The 18,525-nt window shown below is 57.3% G+C and carries 19 protein-coding genes and 1 tRNA gene; 9 read left to right on the forward strand and 11 right to left on the reverse strand.

Annotated elements, in window-relative coordinates:
- Nucleotides 1–245 precede the first annotated feature (245 nt).
- Nucleotides 246–860 carry a protein-methionine-sulfoxide reductase heme-binding subunit MsrQ gene (msrQ, locus tag GOW93_RS18420; protein ID WP_170387478.1) on the reverse strand — a complete coding sequence of 205 codons (615 nt, stop codon included), beginning with the start codon at nucleotides 858–860 and terminating at the stop codon, nucleotides 246–248.
- 4 nt (nucleotides 861–864) lie between these two features.
- Nucleotides 865–1,767 carry a protein-methionine-sulfoxide reductase catalytic subunit MsrP gene (gene msrP / locus GOW93_RS18425; protein WP_170387480.1) on the reverse strand — a complete coding sequence of 301 codons (903 nt, stop codon included), beginning with the start codon at nucleotides 1,765–1,767 and terminating at the stop codon, nucleotides 865–867.
- Between the two features lie 251 nt (nucleotides 1,768–2,018).
- On the opposite strand from msrP, the gene GOW93_RS18430 reads away from it, so the two are divergent.
- Nucleotides 2,019–2,552, forward strand: coding sequence for a hypothetical protein (locus tag GOW93_RS18430; protein WP_170387482.1), 534 nt, complete (start codon nucleotides 2,019–2,021; stop codon nucleotides 2,550–2,552).
- A 47-nt stretch (nucleotides 2,553–2,599) separates the two neighbouring features.
- Here the strand turns inward: GOW93_RS18430 and clpB are convergent, their stop codons facing one another.
- Nucleotides 2,600–5,218 carry an ATP-dependent chaperone ClpB gene (gene clpB / locus GOW93_RS18435; RefSeq protein ID WP_170387484.1) on the reverse strand — a complete coding sequence of 873 codons (2,619 nt, stop codon included), beginning with the start codon at nucleotides 5,216–5,218 and terminating at the stop codon, nucleotides 2,600–2,602.
- Between the two features lie 289 nt (nucleotides 5,219–5,507).
- Here clpB and GOW93_RS18440 point away from each other — a divergent pair, with 289 nt between their 5' ends.
- Entirely contained in the window at nucleotides 5,508–6,365 is an 858-nt protein-coding gene (locus GOW93_RS18440; protein ID WP_170387486.1) for a glycosyltransferase family 2 protein, read from the forward strand.
- 30 nt (nucleotides 6,366–6,395) lie between these two features.
- Here GOW93_RS18440 and GOW93_RS18445 read toward each other — a convergent pair whose 3' ends face one another.
- The gene (locus GOW93_RS18445; protein ID WP_254443679.1) at nucleotides 6,396–6,662 is read right to left on the reverse strand and encodes a hypothetical protein; all 267 of its coding nucleotides are present in this window, start codon (nucleotides 6,660–6,662) and stop codon (nucleotides 6,396–6,398) included.
- Between the two features lie 205 nt (nucleotides 6,663–6,867).
- Here GOW93_RS18445 and pyrF point away from each other — a divergent pair, with 205 nt between their 5' ends.
- Both pyrF and GOW93_RS18455 read left to right on the forward strand, forming a co-directional pair.
- Nucleotides 6,868–7,584 (forward strand): orotidine-5'-phosphate decarboxylase, encoded by a 717-nt coding sequence (gene pyrF, locus GOW93_RS18450; RefSeq protein ID WP_170387488.1) that lies wholly within the window; start codon nucleotides 6,868–6,870, stop codon nucleotides 7,582–7,584.
- Nucleotides 7,585–7,941: 357 nt separating this feature from the next.
- Nucleotides 7,942–9,195 (forward strand): DNA polymerase IV, encoded by a 1,254-nt coding sequence (locus tag GOW93_RS18455; protein ID WP_170387490.1) that lies wholly within the window; start codon nucleotides 7,942–7,944, stop codon nucleotides 9,193–9,195.
- A gap of 2 nt (nucleotides 9,196–9,197) precedes the next feature.
- Here GOW93_RS18455 and GOW93_RS18460 read toward each other — a convergent pair whose 3' ends face one another.
- Nucleotides 9,198–10,058, reverse strand: a complete 861-nt coding sequence (locus tag GOW93_RS18460) for an N-formylglutamate amidohydrolase (protein ID WP_170387492.1) — start codon at nucleotides 10,056–10,058, stop codon at nucleotides 9,198–9,200.
- 148 nt (nucleotides 10,059–10,206) lie between these two features.
- Between GOW93_RS18460 and GOW93_RS18465 the strand changes: the two genes are divergently transcribed.
- Nucleotides 10,207–10,281, forward strand: a tRNA-Val gene (locus tag GOW93_RS18465).
- A gap of 90 nt (nucleotides 10,282–10,371) precedes the next feature.
- Complete coding sequence (ykgO, locus tag GOW93_RS18470; protein ID WP_005648635.1) at nucleotides 10,372–10,497, forward strand: type B 50S ribosomal protein L36; 126 nt, start codon at nucleotides 10,372–10,374, stop codon at nucleotides 10,495–10,497.
- Between the two features lie 48 nt (nucleotides 10,498–10,545).
- Here ykgO and GOW93_RS18475 read toward each other — a convergent pair whose 3' ends face one another.
- Both GOW93_RS18475 and GOW93_RS18480 read right to left on the reverse strand, forming a co-directional pair.
- On the reverse strand, nucleotides 10,546–11,322 hold the full coding sequence (locus GOW93_RS18475; RefSeq protein WP_368039690.1) for a PA2778 family cysteine peptidase: 777 nt from the start codon (nucleotides 11,320–11,322) through the stop codon (nucleotides 10,546–10,548).
- Between the two features lie 86 nt (nucleotides 11,323–11,408).
- A complete protein-coding gene (locus GOW93_RS18480) occupies nucleotides 11,409–11,975 on the reverse strand; it encodes a PA2779 family protein (protein ID WP_254443680.1) in 567 nt (188 codons plus the stop codon).
- Between the two features lie 207 nt (nucleotides 11,976–12,182).
- On the opposite strand from GOW93_RS18480, the gene GOW93_RS18485 reads away from it, so the two are divergent.
- The 3 genes from GOW93_RS18485 to GOW93_RS18495 all read left to right on the forward strand — a co-directional run bounded on the left by GOW93_RS18485 (nucleotide 12,183) and on the right by GOW93_RS18495 (nucleotide 14,389).
- Nucleotides 12,183–13,199 carry a Fe(3+) ABC transporter substrate-binding protein gene (locus GOW93_RS18485; protein WP_170387496.1) on the forward strand — a complete coding sequence of 339 codons (1,017 nt, stop codon included), beginning with the start codon at nucleotides 12,183–12,185 and terminating at the stop codon, nucleotides 13,197–13,199.
- A gap of 120 nt (nucleotides 13,200–13,319) precedes the next feature.
- Entirely contained in the window at nucleotides 13,320–13,874 is a 555-nt protein-coding gene (locus GOW93_RS18490; RefSeq protein WP_170387498.1) for a helix-turn-helix domain-containing protein, read from the forward strand.
- The gene (locus GOW93_RS18495; protein ID WP_170387500.1) at nucleotides 13,871–14,389 is read left to right on the forward strand and encodes a GNAT family N-acetyltransferase; all 519 of its coding nucleotides are present in this window, start codon (nucleotides 13,871–13,873) and stop codon (nucleotides 14,387–14,389) included. The genes GOW93_RS18490 and GOW93_RS18495 overlap by 4 nt, the downstream gene beginning before the upstream one ends.
- Before the next feature lie 162 nt (nucleotides 14,390–14,551).
- Here the strand turns inward: GOW93_RS18495 and GOW93_RS18500 are convergent, their stop codons facing one another.
- From GOW93_RS18500 to GOW93_RS18515, 4 genes are all read right to left on the reverse strand, one after another.
- Nucleotides 14,552–15,796, reverse strand: coding sequence for a molybdopterin molybdotransferase MoeA (locus GOW93_RS18500; RefSeq protein WP_170387502.1), 1,245 nt, complete (start codon nucleotides 15,794–15,796; stop codon nucleotides 14,552–14,554).
- Nucleotides 15,789–15,938, reverse strand: a complete 150-nt coding sequence (locus GOW93_RS18505) for a hypothetical protein (protein ID WP_170387503.1) — start codon at nucleotides 15,936–15,938, stop codon at nucleotides 15,789–15,791. Before GOW93_RS18505 ends, GOW93_RS18500 begins: the two co-directional genes overlap by 8 nt.
- Nucleotides 15,939–16,108: 170 nt before the next feature.
- Nucleotides 16,109–16,957: a carboxylating nicotinate-nucleotide diphosphorylase gene (gene nadC, locus GOW93_RS18510; RefSeq protein WP_170387505.1), complete on the reverse strand. Its 849-nt coding sequence runs from the start codon at nucleotides 16,955–16,957 to the stop codon at nucleotides 16,109–16,111.
- Nucleotides 16,954–18,519, reverse strand: a complete 1,566-nt coding sequence (locus GOW93_RS18515) for an L-aspartate oxidase (RefSeq protein ID WP_170387507.1) — start codon at nucleotides 18,517–18,519, stop codon at nucleotides 16,954–16,956. The genes nadC and GOW93_RS18515 overlap by 4 nt, the downstream gene beginning before the upstream one ends.
- Nucleotides 18,520–18,525 lie beyond the last annotated feature (6 nt).

The raw sequence follows: 18,525 nt of genomic DNA on the forward strand, positions 1-18,525 counted from the left end.
CGTCTCCGCCGTCTCCAGCGTCCCAACAACCGCCTCAGCAGCGCCGGTGAAGGGGGTTCTAAGGATAACCAACAATACCCGCAAGTGGAAAATTCGAGAATCTTGCAAAAACCCGCGCATTCTAAAATTATCTAGTAAATACAATATTTTATAGAGACCTCACGGGCGCAATAGAAACAATGCTCCGAACGTCTGAGGCCGAATCTCACCTTTTGCACAGGATTACCCACAGACTCAGCATCGAGTCAGGCGGAATCGGCCTGACGCAAACGAGTCAGCAGGCTGGGAAATGGTACGCGCAGCATCAAAAGGCCGATTATCACGAACAGATAGACCAGCGGTTCGACCTGAAAGCCCTTGGCCAGCATGACATAGTGGAGCCCCCCCAAAATCGCCGCCGGGAACACAAGCCGTTGCAAGCTGCGCCAACGCGGGCCCAGCTTGCGAACAGAAAAGTTGTTGGATGTCACAGCCAAGGGCAGCATCAGCACAAACGCGGCCATGCCGACAGTAACATAGGGGCGCTTCACGATATCCGCCCAAATCTGACTGGGCACCTGAACATCCAGCACCAACCACACCAAAAGATGCAGTGCGACATAAGTAAAGGTCAGCACACCCAAAGCCCTGCGGAACTTGAGCAGGTTCAGCCCAAAGAATCGGCGCAGCGGTGAAATCGCAAGTACGGCGATCAAAAGCTGCAGCGCCAGTTCTCCGTACTGATGTTCCAAAGCTTCAATCGGATCCACGCCTAGGCCACCGGTCAGGCCTTGATAGAAGAGCCAGGGTGCCGGAAGCACCCCCGACACGTAGACTACCCAGACGGGAAGACGACGTAATATCTGATTCACGCGCTGCATGGGCTTAATAGTATTCCGACAGATCCATGCCTTCGTACAGCCCTGCGACCTCTTTATCGTAACCATTGAACATCAGGGTCGGGATGCGTTTGGCAAACAACCCACCGCCAATCTGACGTTCTGAGGCTTGAGACCAACGTGGGTGGTTCACGTCTGGATTCACATTGCTATAGAAGCCATATTCGCGCGGGTTGGACATATTCCAGCTTGTGGGTGGCTCGACATCCGTCAGTGTGATCCGCACAATCGACTTGATCGATTTGAACCCATATTTCCACGGCACCACCAAACGCAGTGGCGCGCCGTTCTGGTTCGGGATCGGGCGACCATAGATACCAGTTGCCATAATGGTCAACGGGTGCATCGCCTCATCCAGACGCAGACCTTCGCGATACGGCCAGTCCAAAATCGGATAACGCACGCCCGGCATCTCATCTGGGCGCACGGCGGTTTCAAAGGCCACGTATTTGGCACCTTCCTGTACCCCGGCCATGTTAAGCAAATCGGCCAGTTCGAACCCGTTCCACGGAATGACCATCGACCAGGCTTCGACACAGCGGAACCGATAGATTCGCTCCTCGACCGTCATCTCGGACATGATGTCCTTGAAGTCATACTCGCCGGGATTGTCGACCAGACCGTCGATCTTGACGCTCCACGGTTCGGTGGTCAGCGCACCGGCATATTTCACCGGATCGTCCTTGCCGGTGCCAAACTCATAGAAGTTGTTGTATGAAGTGATCTCCTCCCAGGTGTTCGGCTCCAGCGCTTCCTGTGCCGAGGCACCGCGCGCAAGCCCCGCCAGCCCTACACCTGCCAGCCCGGCCATCATCTGCCGCCGGTTCAGGAACGCCGCCCTGGGGGTGACGTCGGCATGTGTCAAAGTATTGGTCCAGCGGTGCGCCATTGTGGTCTCCGTTCAGTTCCGGTCAGGATTCTAGATAGGGTCTGTTAGCACGGCACAAAGGAAACAAGCGTAACGATTGAGAGACCGGATTGTAACGTATCCCGGCGAGGAAGCCCTAACCATTACAATAGGAAGCTAGAAATCTGGTACGACTTACGATCGGTCAATTAATCTCGCACGTCTAATTTTCGCCGCAGATTGGCGGCACCGTGCGAGCAACTATTCATTTTTAGAAACAGAAACTCTCCACGATGCTCAAAATTTTAGCCCTTTCTCTGCCGCTGTTGGGCGGAAGCGCACTCGCAGACGTGCAATCCTGCAAGAAATTATTTGATCTCGCACCAAAGGTACTGAGCGACCTGAAGCAGGTGGGGTCTCATGAGTATGAGAATGAGAACCCCGGTCTTGGTTACTCTGTAACCTTCGCGGACCCGTCTTCAAAACTGACCGTCTTTTTCTATGACCACCAGGAAAAGAACATCTCACCCGAAATGGCCCTTGATAGCTTTAAGCAAGCCGCGCGCGATATCGCAGCCGTTGCCGAAAAACGCGGAGCTGAGTTGGGCGAGATCAACGCCTATCAAATGCGTGATACGCCCCAAGTGCTGCCGTTGCGGGCCGAAGCTGAGTCGACGGATGGGATTTCCGAACTCCTTGCTTTGGGGGTAGTCGACGACTGCATCGTCAAACTTCGGTTCACGGCCCACTTTCCGTTGGACAAGGCGCAGGTCTGGGTGAAAGTCATCACGGATTACCTGAACAAAGGCTTCCGACAGCCAACGTAGAAGAAACCCGCCAGCCTGGCGGGATTCTTTTTTTACGTTTCTAATTATTAATGCACAACCGCATCGTCCGGCCGAGGTCGCTCCGATGTTCCCAACCGGTCACCGATGATCAGACCTTCGGTTCCTGCGGTTACGGGCACGGTTTCGCCATCCTTGATCTCACCGGCCAGCAGAGCTTCGGCCAGCGGGTTCTGCAAGGCGCGTTGGATTACGCGCTTGAGCGGGCGGGCACCGAAAACCGGATCATAGCCTTCGTTCGCCAGCCATTCCTTGGCGCCATCATCCAATGCCAGCTCGATCTTGCGGGCGGCCAGACGTTTTTGCAGGCGTGCCATCTGGATATCGACGATGCCATCCATATCGACCCGCTTGAGGCGGTCAAAGATGATCGTTTCATCCAGACGGTTCAGGAATTCCGGCCGGAAATGTGCCCGGACCGCGTCCATCACGTCGCGCCGCGCCTGCGCGCTGTCTGCGCCTTCGGGCAATTGGCTCAGCGCCTGAGACCCCAGGTTCGACGTCAAGATGATCAGCGTCTGCTTGAAGTCCACGGTGCGGCCCTGACCGTCGGTCAGAACGCCATCATCGAGAACCTGCAACAGCACGTTGAACACATCCGGGTGTGCTTTTTCGACCTCGTCGAACAGCACGACCTGATAGGGTCTGCGCCGCACGGCTTCGGTCAGCACACCGCCTTCGTCATACCCAACATAGCCAGGAGGGGCACCGATCAGACGGGCGACTGCATGTTTCTCCATGAACTCGGACATATCGATACGCACCATCGCATTGTCGTCGTCGAACAGGAAGTTCGCCACGGCCTTGGTCAGTTCGGTCTTACCCACACCGGTCGGTCCGAGGAACAGGAACGAGCCCAGCGGGCGGTTCTCATCGTTCAGACCAGCCCGCGCACGGCGCACGGCGTTGGCCACGGCGGTTACCGCCGCATCCTGACCGATCACGCGCGAATGCAGATCGTCTTCCATCCGCAGCAGCTTTTCGCGCTCACCTTCCAGCATTTTCGAGGTCGGGATACCGGTCCAGCGTTCGACTACCGAGGCGATCTGTTCCGGGCGCACTGTTTCCTCAGCCATCATGGCGTTGCTTTCGGCGTTTTCGGCCTCGGTCAGCTTTTTCTCAAGCTCAGGGATGACGCCATAGGACAGCTCCCCAGCTTTCGCCAGATTGCCTTCGCGCTTGGCGATCTCCAGATCAGCCCGCGCCTTGTCGAGCTGTTCTTTCAGATCACGCGCACCCGCGAGCTTGTCACGTTCGGCCTGCCATTGGGCGGTCATCTCGGCGGATTGCTCCTGCAGATCGGCGAGGTCCTTTTGCAGGGTTTCCAGACGATCCTTCGAGGCCGCGTCGTCTTCCAGTTTAAGCGCCTCTTCCTCGATCTGCATCTGCAGGATCTGGCGATCCAGCTGATCGAGTTCTTCCGGCTTGGAGTCCACCTCCATCCGCAACCGCGACGCCGCCTCATCAACGAGGTCAATGGCCTTGTCGGGCAGGAACCGGTCGGTGATATAGCGATGCGACAAGGTCGCCGCCGACACCAATGCGGAATCCGAGATACGCACGCCGTGGTGCAGTTCGTACTTTTCCTTGATACCACGCAGGATGCTGATCGTGTCCTCGACCGTTGGCTCGGTGACCATCACAGGCTGGAACCGGCGCGCAAGGGCCGCGTCCTTTTCCACGTATTTACGATACTCATCCAGCGTGGTCGCGCCGATACAATGCAGTTCACCCCGGGCAAGCGCAGGCTTGATCAGGTTGGCGGCATCCATCGCGCCGTCGGATTTGCCCGCGCCGACCAACGTGTGCATCTCATCGATGAACAGGATGATCTCACCCGCAGCCTCGGTCACCTCGGTCAGAACGGCCTTGAGGCGTTCCTCGAACTCACCACGGTATTTCGCCCCTGCGATCAACGCGCCCATGTCGAGCGCGAGCAGCTTCTTGTCCTTTAGCGATTCCGGCACGTCACCATTGATGATGCGCAGGGACATGCCCTCGGCAATCGCCGTTTTACCGACGCCGGGTTCCCCGATCAGAACAGGGTTGTTCTTAGTACGGCGCGACAGAACCTGCATCGAGCGGCGAATTTCTTCATCGCGCCCGATGATCGGGTCGATTTTGCCCTCAGCCGCAGCCTCGGTCAGATCGCGCGCATATTTCTTGAGCGCGTCATAACCCTCTTCCGCCGACGCAGAGTCAGCGGTGCGACCCTTGCGGATGTCGTTTATCGCTTCGTTCAGCTTTTGGGCGGTGACAGCACCGGCCTCTAAAGCCTCTTTGGCTTTGGATTTCACCATGCACAGCGCCATCAGCACGCGCTCGACCGGCACAAAGCTGTCGCCCGCCTTGGTGGCGATTTTGGCGGCTTCGTCCAGAACCTTTGCGGTCTGCCCATCCATGTAGATCTGGCTTGCGTCGCCGCTGACCTTCGGGATTTTCCCCATCGCGGCGTCCAACGCCTCGACCACGCGGTTGGGCGCGCCGCCCGCGCGTGTAATCAGGTTGCTGGCCAGCCCCTGATCGTCATCCATCAATGCCTTGAGTATATGTGTGGGCTCCAGCCTCTGATGCCCTTCGCGCAGTGCAATGGTCTGCGCGGCCTGCACGAATCCCCTTGCCCGCTCGGTGAACTTGTTCAAGTCCATATTATTCTCCTTTTCCTAAGCGCCCTGAATGTGATGCGCCCGCTAAGCAGCACGCGTCGGTTTGGGCCTCACATTCCATTTGGGAAATATCTTTGTCTGTTCAAGATGTAGCCACACGAAACTGAAATCTGCGCTGTCGCAAAACCCTGCCGACAACCAAGTTAAAAGAAGACCGTCCCTGTTCGAAGGAAAATCGTCGAACACGCGGCCTAACAGCGCCTTGCAACTTTCACCTTGCTGCTGACCAGACGCTCAAATACCTTACCTTCCGTTTCTGGGAGAGTACGAATTGAAAGTTGCCGCAGTGACAATGGTTTATAAAGACCATTGGTATTTGGAGAAATGGGTTCAGTACTATGGGCAGTTGTTCGGGGCAGAAAACCTGTACATCATCGGCCATGGGGACGATCCTGTTCACTGCGAACTGGCCAAGGACTGCAACCATATAAGAGTTCCCCGCAACCAACTGCCCGAGGATTTCGACGAGCAGCGTTGGCGAATGCTGTCGGACATATGCGCTGTTCTCATCAAATCGTATGATTGGGTATTCTGTGGGGATGTAGATGAAATCATCCTACCGACTCGAACAGAAGAAACCCTGTTGGAGGTTCTGAAACGCCAAACGCCTGAGAGCGTCATTGGCGCCGTTGGATTTGAAATCATGCCGCGCGCCACCTCTCAATGGCTGTTGCAGTTTTCCCCACGCTATTCGAAACCATCTGTTTTGGGTCGGCCAATCAAGTTTTCTCTGGGTGCCCATGGTGCCTTTGGGGATTGGAAACATGATCCGGACTTCGCACTTATCCATTTTCCACTGGCGAACCGCGACTCATTTCGGCAGCGTGCCCAAGCCCTGGAATCGGATCTCGAAGAGCTGAAGAAGACACCATCGGAGGAAAGAACCTATCGCCAAAATGCACTTATCAGTTGGGGTCATGTTCAACGCCGCAAAGCCGAAGGGGCCGCGCCCGAAGGCTTGGAAAGTGATATTGTGCCCCTTAAGGACGCCGCACAACAGGCAGCACCACTTTTGGCCAAAACCATGAAAGTCATGAACGGAACTGAGTACCGGGTTGCGCCAAGAAAACTCAGGCACGTGCAAATCTGTGCGCAAATTGATGATCGCCTGACAGAGCTTTTCTCGTAGCAATTCCCCTAGGAAAAAATGGCGAACCTATCAGCGTCGCGGCACGGAATATACCGTGTAGCCGCCGGTTTTTGCCATCTGTCGCGGATTATACATCTCGATCAGTGATTGCTCCGCGTCGCTGCCCGACGGACAGGATACAAGGTCAGCAGCGTCATCCAGAAAATCATTGGTAAAAGCATTCTCTCCGGTCAGCTGGCAATCGTCGTCGGTGGATCGGTATCCGCGCACAAGACGCAGGTCCTGGTTAGTTGGGGATCTGATCACCGTATCTGCGGCCTCTGGCTGCAATGGCATTTGCTGACATCCGATCAAACACAGAATAAGACCTATACCCGCTAACTGTTTCATCATCCCCCCATATGAAAAATTCATTTGAATGGTCAGGACCATAGCACACTCAGCTTTGGAAATTGTGACTTCGATCAAAAATCTGTCCTGCATGGACACAAGACACGGAACCCGCTAGGACGCACACGTTTGCCAAATAGGAGCTTGCCCCATGACCGTTCCAATGTCCGATGACCGCCTGATCGTTGCCCTTGATGTTCCGAATGCACTGCAGGGGCTGGCCATGGCCGATCGGCTGGGCGATGCGGTGTCCTTTTACAAAATTGGGCTGGGTATGCTGACCGGCGGCGGATTGGCTTTGGCCAATGAGCTGAAACAGGATCACGGCAAGCGCATCTTTCTGGATATGAAACTGTTCGATATCGGCAATACCGTAGAAAATGCCGTGCGTGGGCTGGCGCAGTTCGATTTGGATTTCCTGACGGTTCACGGCGACCCGCATGTGGTTCGTGCTGCGAAAGAGGGCGCTGCGGGCAAGGACCTCAAAATCCTCGCCGTGACCATCCTGACCTCGCTGAACCGCGATGATCTGGATGCAAGCCTTCTGAAAGAAGGCGACGTACAGGAATTGGTGGTCGAACGCGCCGCACGTGCACTTGAAGCCGGAGCAGATGGCGTTATCGCCAGCCCTCAGGAAGCTGCCCTGATCCGCGCCCTGCCCCAGGCCGAAGGCCGTTTGATCGTCACTCCCGGCGTACGGCCGGCGGGGGCTGCATTGGGCGATCAGAAACGCGTGGCCACCCCAGCCAGCGCCATTGGCGACGGGGCCGATCACATCGTTGTCGGGCGTCCGATCTATCAGGCAGATGATCCCAAAGCCGCAGCCGAGGCGGTCCTTGCCGAGTTAAATTCCTTGACACAGCACTAAGCAGCATCGCGAAAGTGGCGGAATTTTGCGTGATATTCGCCCGCAAGCAATTGACCTAACGTCACTTTATGGTGTCGCCGTGCCAATTTGCCTCTGTGCCCCAAAACACACATGCCTGACTCGAGTTTTCCCTGTGTGACCTAGGTCCTATCGAAACCCGTTTTTTTAAGGGATTCTGGTCTCGTGATACTCCCCGCGAACCAACTCTTCCTGTGGTTCGTTACCTCCCCCCGCAACTTCGCGGGGGGTCTTCTTTCGGAACATATTCTGCATACTTTTTGTCCTGCCTTTGCTTGGCGGTCGGCGCTAATATAAGAAAACCCCTGAATGTATCGCACCGAAGGCGGGAAGAGTTACATGCCCGGTCTCTGCCGAGATTGCCTGACCACTTTGACCAGCGAACGGCGCTGTCCCTCCTGCGGTAGCCCGCGTATCAAGGCGCATCCTGAACTGTTTGACCTGTCCATAGCACATATGGACTGCGATGCGTTTTATGCCTCGGTTGAAAAGCGGGACAATCCGGAACTGGCCGACAAACCGGTGATCATTGGCGGCGGCAAACGCGGGGTAGTGTCGACAGCCTGCTACGTGGCGCGCATTCGCGGGGTGCGGTCGGCCATGCCGATGTTCAAAGCACTGCAACTCTGCCCTGATGCGGTAGTGATCAAGCCACGTATGTCTGTCTATGCCGAGGTCTCGCGTGACATCCGCAAGATGATGGACGAACTGACGCCAGTGGTTGAGCCGCTTTCTTTGGACGAAGCCTTCATGGACTTGTCGGGAACCCAGCGTTTGCACGGCGCACCGCCTGCCGTGATGCTGGCGCGTCTGGTCAAACGGATGAAGGACGAGTTGGGCGTGACCGGTTCCATCGGTCTGAGCCACAACAAATTTCTGGCCAAGGTCGCCTCGGACCTGGACAAGCCGCGCGGGTTCTCGGTGATCGGCAAGGCAGAAACGGCCGAGTTTCTGTACGACAAGCCAGTGCGCCTGATTTGGGGTATTGGCCCCGCCGCACAGGAATCGCTGGACCGTGCGGGAATCCGCAGTTTTTCCGACCTGCTGCGCTGGGACCAAGAGGCGCTGACTGCCCGTTTCGGATCAATGGGTTATCGGCTGTGGCATCTTGCGCGCGGACAGGACAAACGGCGCGTCTCGGCCCATGAGCCGATGAAATCCATCAGCAACGAAACAACGTTTTTTGAAGATACCGCCAGTCTGGACATTCTGGACGGGCATCTGTGGCGAATGTCAGAAAAGGTTGCTGACCGCGCCAAGGCCAAGGGCCTGGCCGGACGTGTCGTCACGCTAAAACTGAAGAAAGCCAATCACAAGATCATCACCCGCCGCATTTCGTTGCGGGATGCCACGCAAATCGCCGACCGCCTCTATCGCACCGCCAAAGGGCTGTTTGATCAGGTCGGGAATGAAGGCCCTTATCGCCTGTTGGGCGTCGGTCTGTCTGATCTGTGCCCAGAGGCGCAAGCTGATATCTCGGGGGATCTGCTTGACCCTGGCGCTTCGCAGAGATCACAGGCGGAACGCGCCACCGATGAGATTCGGCGCCGCTTTGGCAGTGATGCAATCGTGAAAGGCCGTGCCCTGCGCTGAGGTTACTCTGCAGCCAAACGCAGCGGCTCATCTTCGATACGAACGATGTCCTGAATAACGTCGCGCAGTATTTCCTGAAATGCGGCGAAGTTCTCATTCGGCTCGATTTTGGCCTCGTCCATATACAGCGCGCGGTCGACCTCTATCTGTACGGCGTGTTGTTGGCGGGCGGGCCGACCATAAGTCTGTGTAACATAGGCTCCGGCAAAAGGCGCATTCCGCGCCACGTTCAGTCCAGCGGCAACAAAAGCTGCCTCGATCTGGTCCACCACTTCGACCGACGCAGATGCACCGAATCTGTCACCCAACACGACATCCGGTCGCCTTGATTTTGAGTTGCTGGCCATGGCGACCGCCTCATGCGGCATCGAATGGCAATCAATCAGGATCGCCTGTCCAAAGGTCTCGTGCGATTCCTTCAGCAGGGATTTGATGCGGGCATGATAGGGCCGCCAACAAGTGTCAATGCGCAGGCGCGCTTCGTCCATCGTCAGTTTGCCGCGATAGATCGCACGCCCATTGGCCACCACGCGGGGAATCACCCCCAACCCCGAAGCCACACGCGGATTATGCCCAGATCGGCGAGCGCCCTGAATCAGCGCGGGGTCCAACTCCTCAGCACTGCGGTTCAGATCCAGATAGGCGCGCGGCATGACAGCGGAAATTACCGGTGCGCCAAACTCCACCGCCGATGCAAACAGCTGATCCACAAAGGCATCTTCCGAAGATCGAATCACATTTTCGCTTAGAACCGTGCGGCTCAGCAGCGATTCAGGGTATTTTCGGCCACTATGTGGAGAAGAAAATACCACGCAAGACGTGCGGCTGGCGGGCATATCCAATACATAGGGCGTATTCTGCATGGTCACTCCTTGTTCGCATTCAACATAGACCGGAAAATAGTTCTACCAAACCCCTTGAACCCCTTTGCGACTCCTTTTATAGACCCCGCTACCGGCGCGGGTATCCGCGCCCCATTTCGTTATGGGGCAGGTCACGCAAAGGTTACGTGGGCGGTTAGCTCAGCGGTAGAGCACTTCGTTGACATCGAAGGGGTCACAAGTTCGATCCTTGTACCGCCCACCATCGTTTCACTGTTCCGGTTTTCCGGGGCACCCGCTAACCCAGGCGCTGGCCACGTCCTTGATGAAGGCGCCGCAGATTGGAGACAGACCAATGAAGGTCAAGAACTCGCTCCGCTCGCTCAAGAACCGGCACCGTGATTGCCGTGTTGTGCGTCGCAAAGGCCGCGTCTACGTGATCAACAAGACGCAGCGCAAGTTCAAAGCTCGCCAGGGCTAAGAACTGCACATACAAATTAAAGAACCGCGCCTTCGAGCGCGGTTTTTTTTATTGCGTGGCGTTATCCACTTTTCTGGCATTGGCAATCTCAGCGTTGACCTGCCTTAGGTTGTGATGAATCTCTTGTGGTGAAGGGTCAATTTTCTTGGCGCGCTCAAACGCCCTTTTCGCGGCTTCCAGATCACCTTGCTGGTATCGGGTGTTGCCCAGGCCGTACGCCCAGATCCAGTTGTCCGGCCAGCGGGTTCCTCCGTTGATGTAAACCTTCGACGCAGCTTGGGTATGTCCCAATTGTTCCAGCCCGGCTGCGGCCCGCAGAATGGCCCACTGATTATCCGTCGTCGGCAACCGGTTGGGCGGCAAAACGGTCAGCGCCCAATACTCTCCACGCTTCCACGTTCGCATGAACAATTGCAGATCCATTGTCATAAGTTCATGTTCGCCGGAATGAAGAAAAATTTCCTGAAGGCCCAGATCATAGCCAACAACAACCGCATAGTGCCATCGCGGCGCCCATTTGAACCCTAGGTTCTGGAATATGATCACCGGGTGCCCCACTGCAACCTCGTCGAGCAATTCTTCCAATGTTGAAAGGCGAACCGCCAGCATTTCCTGCCGTCGTGCGGCCCCAATCATGTCGGCGAGATACGTTCCCTCAGCCCCGGGCGTAAAGGATTGGGTTGCGACTTCAGACTGGGTGACGTCCAATCCCGACCATTGGAATACCATGGCAAGAGAAGCGGGCCCGCAATAGAACTCATTTTGCTGGACCAACGGCACACCTGAGACCGCGGCACGCGATGGGGCATCATACCCGGATGGCACCCTGAGTTCCTCTTGTGCACATGCAGTAAGCAAAACGGGCAACAGGATTGCAGCCCACGTCCGACTGTGAAGACGGAGAAAGTGGATCAGCGGCCTGCGCACCGCGTGAACGGAAACACTTTGGTTAGACATAGCAGATCCGTCACCAGCAATATGATGAACACCGTAAGCAGCGCGCCCACGACACCGTTGCCGCCGGCCGTGTCGTTTTCCATTTGCGTCAGAACCGACGCTATTTCCTCATCCGTCAGTGCTTGCAGGCGTGTTTCGGCCTCATTTGGATCAACACCCATTGAGACCAGTTCATCACGGACCTCTTTTCGGTCGAGCTCACTCAGCAAAAAATCGCGATTGGCATACGATTCATACCGTGAAATCACGTCGCCCGTACTTAACATTTCAGCCTGTGCCATTGTGCTGAATTGCGTTGCCAACAGCATTTGCGTAGCAACAATCGCCACCAAACCGCCGCGCGCAATTGTTTGAAAGCCCATCTCTTGGCGTCCTCCCGATGTCGGCCTAATCTTTTGTCCGCTTTGTAAACAAGCGTGTCTCTGGCCATTGTTTAATAGGTGTAAGGCGATTGCAACCATACATAGCGTGCGCCCTGCCGCCCATGGCGCAAAGGGCAGGTTTCCTCTCAATCCTGCCATGTCCAATCATGAATAACCGCAGTTGCCTGCAAATCCGAAGAATCCAAAATCTTGTACAAGAAGATGCCTTTGAGGAACGACCCGCGCACATAGCGACCTTTTGACCAACTAATTTTGTCAGATTTGCTTGCATCCCCGGAGAAATCGTTTAATTGACCTTTTCAGTCGGATTTAAATCCGCCACAGTTTTCAATTTTGGGACACACGATGCTAAAATCCTCTACCTGCGTTGCCGCCGCCCTTACGGCTCTGATCGCAACTTCCGCCGCCGCCGAGGGCGAGCTGAACCTCTATTCCTCGCGCCACTATGACACTGATGAGCGCCTTTACAGCGATTTCGAAGAGGCCACCGGCATCACCATCAACCGTATCGAAGGCAAGGCCGACGAACTGATCGCACGGATGGAAGCGGAAGGTGCGAACTCGCCTGCCGACATTCTGCTGACCGTTGATACGTCGCGTCTGGCCCGTGCCAAAAACGCAGGCATTCTGCAGTCGATCGACAGTGACGTTCTGGAAGAGCGCATCCCCGCAAACCTGCAGGACAGCGACAATGAATGGTTCGGTTTCTCGCAGCGAGGCCGCATCCTCTTTTTCGATAAGGAAAACGTCACCAATCCACCAGCCACCTATGCCGATCTGGCCAAACCCGAATACAAGGGCCTTGTTTGCATCCGTTCGTCCAGCAACACCTATAACCAGACCTTGCTGGCCTCAATCATCACTCACGAAGGCACCGAGGCCGCCAAAGCCTGGGCTGAAGGGGTTGTCGCCAACATGGCGCGCGAGCCGCAGGGGGGCGACACTGACCAGCTGCGCGGCATCGTCTCGGGCGAGTGTGATATTGCGGTTTCGAACACGTATTACTTTGCCCGCGCCATCCGCAAAGACGTCAAAGGCGTTTCCGCTGATATCGACTCGATCGGCTGGGTCTTCCCGAACCAGGACGGCACCGGTGCGCATATGAACTTGTCCGGTGCCGGTGTTGCCGCGAATGCGCCAAACAAAGAGAACGCAATCCTGTTCCTTGAGTATTTGGCAGGTGATCAGGCCCAGCAGTATTTCTCGGCCGGCAATGACGAGTATCCAGCAGCCCAAGGCGTTGCACTTGCGGACTCGGTCCAGGCACTGGGTGCGTTCAATGCCGACGAGGTGAACTTGTCCGAAGTGGCCAAGAACATCCCCGAGGCACAGAAGATCTTTAACGAGGTCGGCTGGAAGTAACTCTGGCTCAATATCCTGAACTAAGGAAAAGGCGCGGAGATTCCCGCGTCTTTTCTTGTTGAAATATGATTAAATTAATCGTTTAATCCCGAAACCGATCTTTATTCTCATTTCTGAACGATGCTGGACAACCTCTCAAATCGCCTTGCTACGCGCCTGAGCGAACTACGCCGGGGCCACGGATGGTCACTGGACCAACTGGCAGAACACAGCGCCATCAGTCGCGCCACACTTTCGCGGATGGAAAAAGGCGATGTCAGCCCCACCGCCGAAACGCTGGGACGGCTGTGTGCTGCCTACGGTCTGCCGATGTCACGCCTGCTAATGATGGTTGAAGACAGTTTCGACCCAAAGGTCCCGTTTGAACGGCAACCGGAATGGCGCGATCCTGAGACCGGGTTCACGCGCCGCTCGGTGTCTCCACCAGCGACTGGGCTCAGCGGAGAGGTGATGGAAGGGCACCTGCCACCGGACACGGTGATCACTTATGATAGCCCACCAAAACCCGGACAGGAGCATCACCTGATCCTACTGGACGGCGCGCTGACGTTGACCGTGGATGGCATTGCCCATGAATTGAACGGAGGAGATTGCCTGCGTTATCACCTTTCGGGGCCAACACGGTTCGAAACGACGCCCATGCGCGGGGCGCGGTATATACTGGTGCTGATATGATCTTGCGTATGGACCTGCATGGCTTTGACACAGCGCTAGAGGATCTGACTGATATCCTGCACGCCTGCGTCCAGGCCGGAGCAAGCATAGGGTTCATCCATCCCTTCACCCCGGATCAAGCGCAGGCCTATTGGCAAAACCAGGTGCGACCGGGTGTGCAGACCGGTGCGTTGGACCTGCTCGTCGCACAGGACGCAGGGCGCGTTTTGGGTACAGTGCAATTGATCCCTGCAGCAATGCCCAACCAACCTCATCGCGCCGACGTGGCCAAGTTGTTGGTGCATCCTGACGCCAGACGCCAGGGTCTAGGACGCGCCCTGATGGCAAGCCTGGAAGACCGTGCCGCCGCAATTGGCCGGACATTGCTTGTGCTCGACACCCGCAGCACCGATCCGTCGCGCCTGCTGTATCAAAACATGGGCTTTCAGATCGCCGGAGAGATTCCGAGGTATTGCCGTAACCCGTTCGAGGATCGTTTGGAGCCAACAACCTATATGTTCAAAGACCTCAGCTAAGCCGATAACATGCACTGTTTTGACAAGGCTGGGTCGAAAGGTCGGGCTCACTCTTCTTACGCAACCTCGCAACACGATCGGAGTTCTCATCCCATCTGGTTGCCTGGACCGGTCGCAAAACACCTGAGGCTTGCAGAAATGGGAAATCACCGGGCGTTGACGTCAAAAGCGCAGGAAAGGCAGAACTTGCCCCATAGCAAGCGTTTCTGTTTCCGCGGGGATGACGGCCAGGCCATCGGCCTGCGCAAGCAATGCGACCCGACCGCTATACGACGGGGCCATCAGCCGCAGACGAGGGGTGCCGTCTGGCATCACGCCTTCGATCACGACGGGGCGGTATTCCTGACGACCTGCCCGGCGCTCCAACGGTTCGGCCAGAACCGCGTTTTCCGGTGTTTGCGGCGTGTGGTGCAAACCTGCCCGACGCGCCATCATGTGCGACCCGATGATTTGCCATGTCACATAGGCCGAAACCGGGTTTCCCGGCAGCCCGACATAAAGCGCATCGCCACGGCGACCGAACATGATCGGCTTACCCGGTTTCATCGCCACTTTCATCACATCAGTCTGCCCGCCAATTTCAGCAAAGAGGCGCGGCATGTGGTCCTCGTCACCGACCGACACGCCGCCCGTGGTGATGATCAGATCCGCGCTTTCGCAGGCTTCACGCAGCACCTGCTCCAACAACGCAGGTTCGTCTTCAACCGGCCCCACATCCGTCAGGTCGATCCACGGTTTGCCCAACAACGCGCGCAACATATAGCGGTTCGAATTATAGACTTGGCCGGGGCCTAGTTCTTCACCGGGTTGCCGCAATTCGCTGCCAGTCGAAAAAATGGTGACCTTCAACTTGCGATAGAGAGTCACCTCTCCGTACCCGGCCGAGGCCAGCACGGCGGCTTCGCGGGCCGTGATCTCACATCCCTGACGCAGGATCGGTGCACCTGCCTTCAAGTCTTCGCCCGAGCGGCGGATATGTTGTCCGGGCTTGGGTCGGCGGGTAAAACGGATGCCGTCGGCGGTAACCTCACAATCTTCCTGCATCAGAACCGCGTCAAAATCAGAAGGCACCGGCGCGCCGGTGAAAATCCGCAACGCCGTGCCCACGGGTGCAGAATGTGTGCCATCATCACCAGCGGCAATGCGCCCGGCAACTGGCAGGGTGAACATAGGGCCGTTGCCCAGATCAGCCGTACGAATGGCGTAACCGTCCATGGCCGAATTATCGAAGGCAGGCATATCCACCTTGCTGGTACAATCTTGGGCCAACACCCGTCCGATCGCATCGATCAGCGACACAGCCTCGGTTTCTTTGATTGGGTCGGCAACGGACAGGCCCCGAGCCAGAGCGTCGGATACCGTCAGATACATATGAGCATGCCGGTCACAAGCGCATCCATCAGCCATTTGAATCCTCCAGCTGTTCGACCTCGCCGAGTATCGGCAAAAAAGCACGCGTTCCCTCAGAAAAGTCGTAGTCGCGCAGTTCGGTCAGCAATCGATGGCCAATGGACACCACCACAGGGGCGCTGTCATTGACATAGGTCACAATTCACCGACCGGGCGCGATGGGCAGGCCAGATTAGTCCGGTCGAAATTTACACTCTGCCGCGAATTTAGGGTTATTAGCGCAGTCCATTAGCCGACACTCAGTTTCGGGTGACTTGCATATTGCAAATACGCCCCACATCCATCAACGCCAGAGTCGTTGGCACTTCGTCAGAAGTCCAGCCCGATATCAATGGTGCGATAAGAATGGGTCAGCGCACCTGATGAGATGTAGTCCACACCCGTCGCTGCCACAGCAGCCACTGTATCGCGGCTGATATTGCCCGAAGCCTCAGTCACGATGCGGCCATCCACCATTTCGACCGCCTCTTTAAGGGTCGCAGGGGCCATGTTGTCCAGCAACACCACATCCGCGCCGCCGACCTCAAGCACCTCGGCCAGTTGGTCCAGCGTGTCCACCTCAATCTCAACCTTCATCATGTGCGAGGCTCGGGCCCTAGTAGCGTCAAGAACCGCCCGTACACCACCGGCTGCGGCGATGTGATTGTCCTTAATCAGGATCGCGTCCGAAAGAGAAAAACGGTGGTTGAACCCGCCACCATGCAGCACCGCCTGTTTTTCAACGATGCGCAGTCCAGGCGTGGTCTTGCGGGTGCAAGTAATGCGCGCCTTGGTACCCTCGGCTTCGGCCACCAGAGCAGCCGTAGCAGTTGCGACACCCGCCATACGCCCCGCAAAGTTCAGCGCGACCCGTTCGCCAGACAGGATCGAGGCCGCACTGCCTTTGATCTCCATCAGCGTGTCGCCCTTGTTACAACGCTGGCCGTCAGCAACATGGATGATGACCTCCAACGACGGATCGACCAGACGAAACGCCAAAGCAGCCACCTGCATGCCCGAAACGACCGCATCCTCGCGCGCGTTTAACCGGGCATTATAGGTGGTGTCAGCCGGAATCACGGTCAGTGTGGTGACATCGCCATTGGCGCCCAGATCCTCCATCAGCGCGGACCGCACTATGGGTTCGAGGATCATGTCAGGCAAGGCCGGGAAATTCATGTTACGTCCTTCGCAATGCGGTCCCGCAAGGCTAAGGCCTCGCTCAGCGTCAAGGCCGAGCGTCGGCCAGGGCCGGGGATGGGATCAGGAAAATCGGATCGGCAATGTGCGCCGCGGCTCTCCTCGCGCAGCAAAGCGGCGGCAGCGATCAGAGTAGCCGTGGCGGTCATGTTCAGGAACAGGTCAGAGTCCGAGTGCCGAGCCTCGAGGGCGGCGATCTCGGTCAGGGCCCGGCGCAGCCCGGATTCATCGCGCACAACACCGACGTGCTCGGTCATGACCTGACGCAGGGTTGTCACGTCTTTTACGTCGACTGAATTACCGCCTTGGACTAGGCAAAGCTCGACCTCGGACGCGTTTTCAAGCGACACCTGGGTTGCAATGTCCCGAGCGCAGGACCGCGCGAAAACCAGCGCCTCAAGCAACCCGTTCGAAGCCAGCCGGTTAGCCCCATGCAAACCGGTCGAGGCCGCCTCGCCGCACACCCAAAGCCCCGTCAGAGAGCTGCGCCCCGCCAGATCGGTTTCAACGCCGCCCATATGGTAATGCGCCGATGCAGTCACAGGAATTGGGTCGGTCACAGGATCGACGCCGTTGCGTTTGCAGGCCTCTGTCACTGACGGGAATTGCGTTACGATCTCGGCCCCTATGGCATGACGCGTGTCCAGCGCCGGACGTTTGCCCGCCTGCATCTGAACATAGACGGCGCGTGCAACCGTGTCGCGCGGGGCCAGCTCGGCATCGGGGTGAATATCAGGCATAAAGCGGTGGCCATCGCAGTCAATCAGAACAGCCCCCTCGCCGCGCAACGCCTCGGTCGCCAGCGGCGTCGGGTCTTCGCCCACATCAATGGCTGTCGGGTGGAATTGCACAAACTCTGCATCGGCAATCCGCGCACCGGCGCGCGCGGCCATGCCAATCCCCTGCCCCCGGATACGCGCGGGATTGGTGGTTTGCGCATAGAGCCCACATGACCCGCCAGTTGCCAGTACATGCGCAGCTCCGCGCAGCAGCATCGGCCCCGCTCCAGACGCCTGCGCGCTGGTCAGATATACGCCGGTCACCTGCGCGCCGTCGCTTTCCAGACCGACGGCCTCAGCACCTTCGACCACTTGCACCGACGGCGTCCGGCGCACTTCCTCGATCAGTGCGCGCATGATTTCGGATCCGGCCTGGTCGCCCTTGACCCTCACCACCCGCGCCGCGGAATGAGCAGCCTCGCGCGACTGCACGAACCCACCGTCAGCGGTGCGATCAAACCCGGTGCCCAGCTCGGACAGATCGAGGATATGTTCTGGCGCGGCTTTGGTCACAAATTCGGCCACCTCGCGCAGTACCGACCCCGCGCCCGCGCGCATGGTGTCATCCGCATGCGCCTCGGGACTGTCCGTTCGCGCCATGGCCGCCGCGACGCCGCCCTGCGCCCAAGCCGAGCTTGCGCCGGACCCAAGCTGCTCGGGCGAAATCATCACCACCGGGAGCGGCGCCAATTTCAGCGCGGTATAAACCGCAGCCAGCCCGGCGCCTATGATGACCACACGCGGCGTTTCGATTGTTTGCATTTTGTC

Source organism: Ruegeria atlantica (assembly GCF_013032455.1).
GTDB classification, from domain to species: Bacteria; Pseudomonadota; Alphaproteobacteria; order Rhodobacterales; family Rhodobacteraceae; genus Ruegeria; species Ruegeria atlantica_B.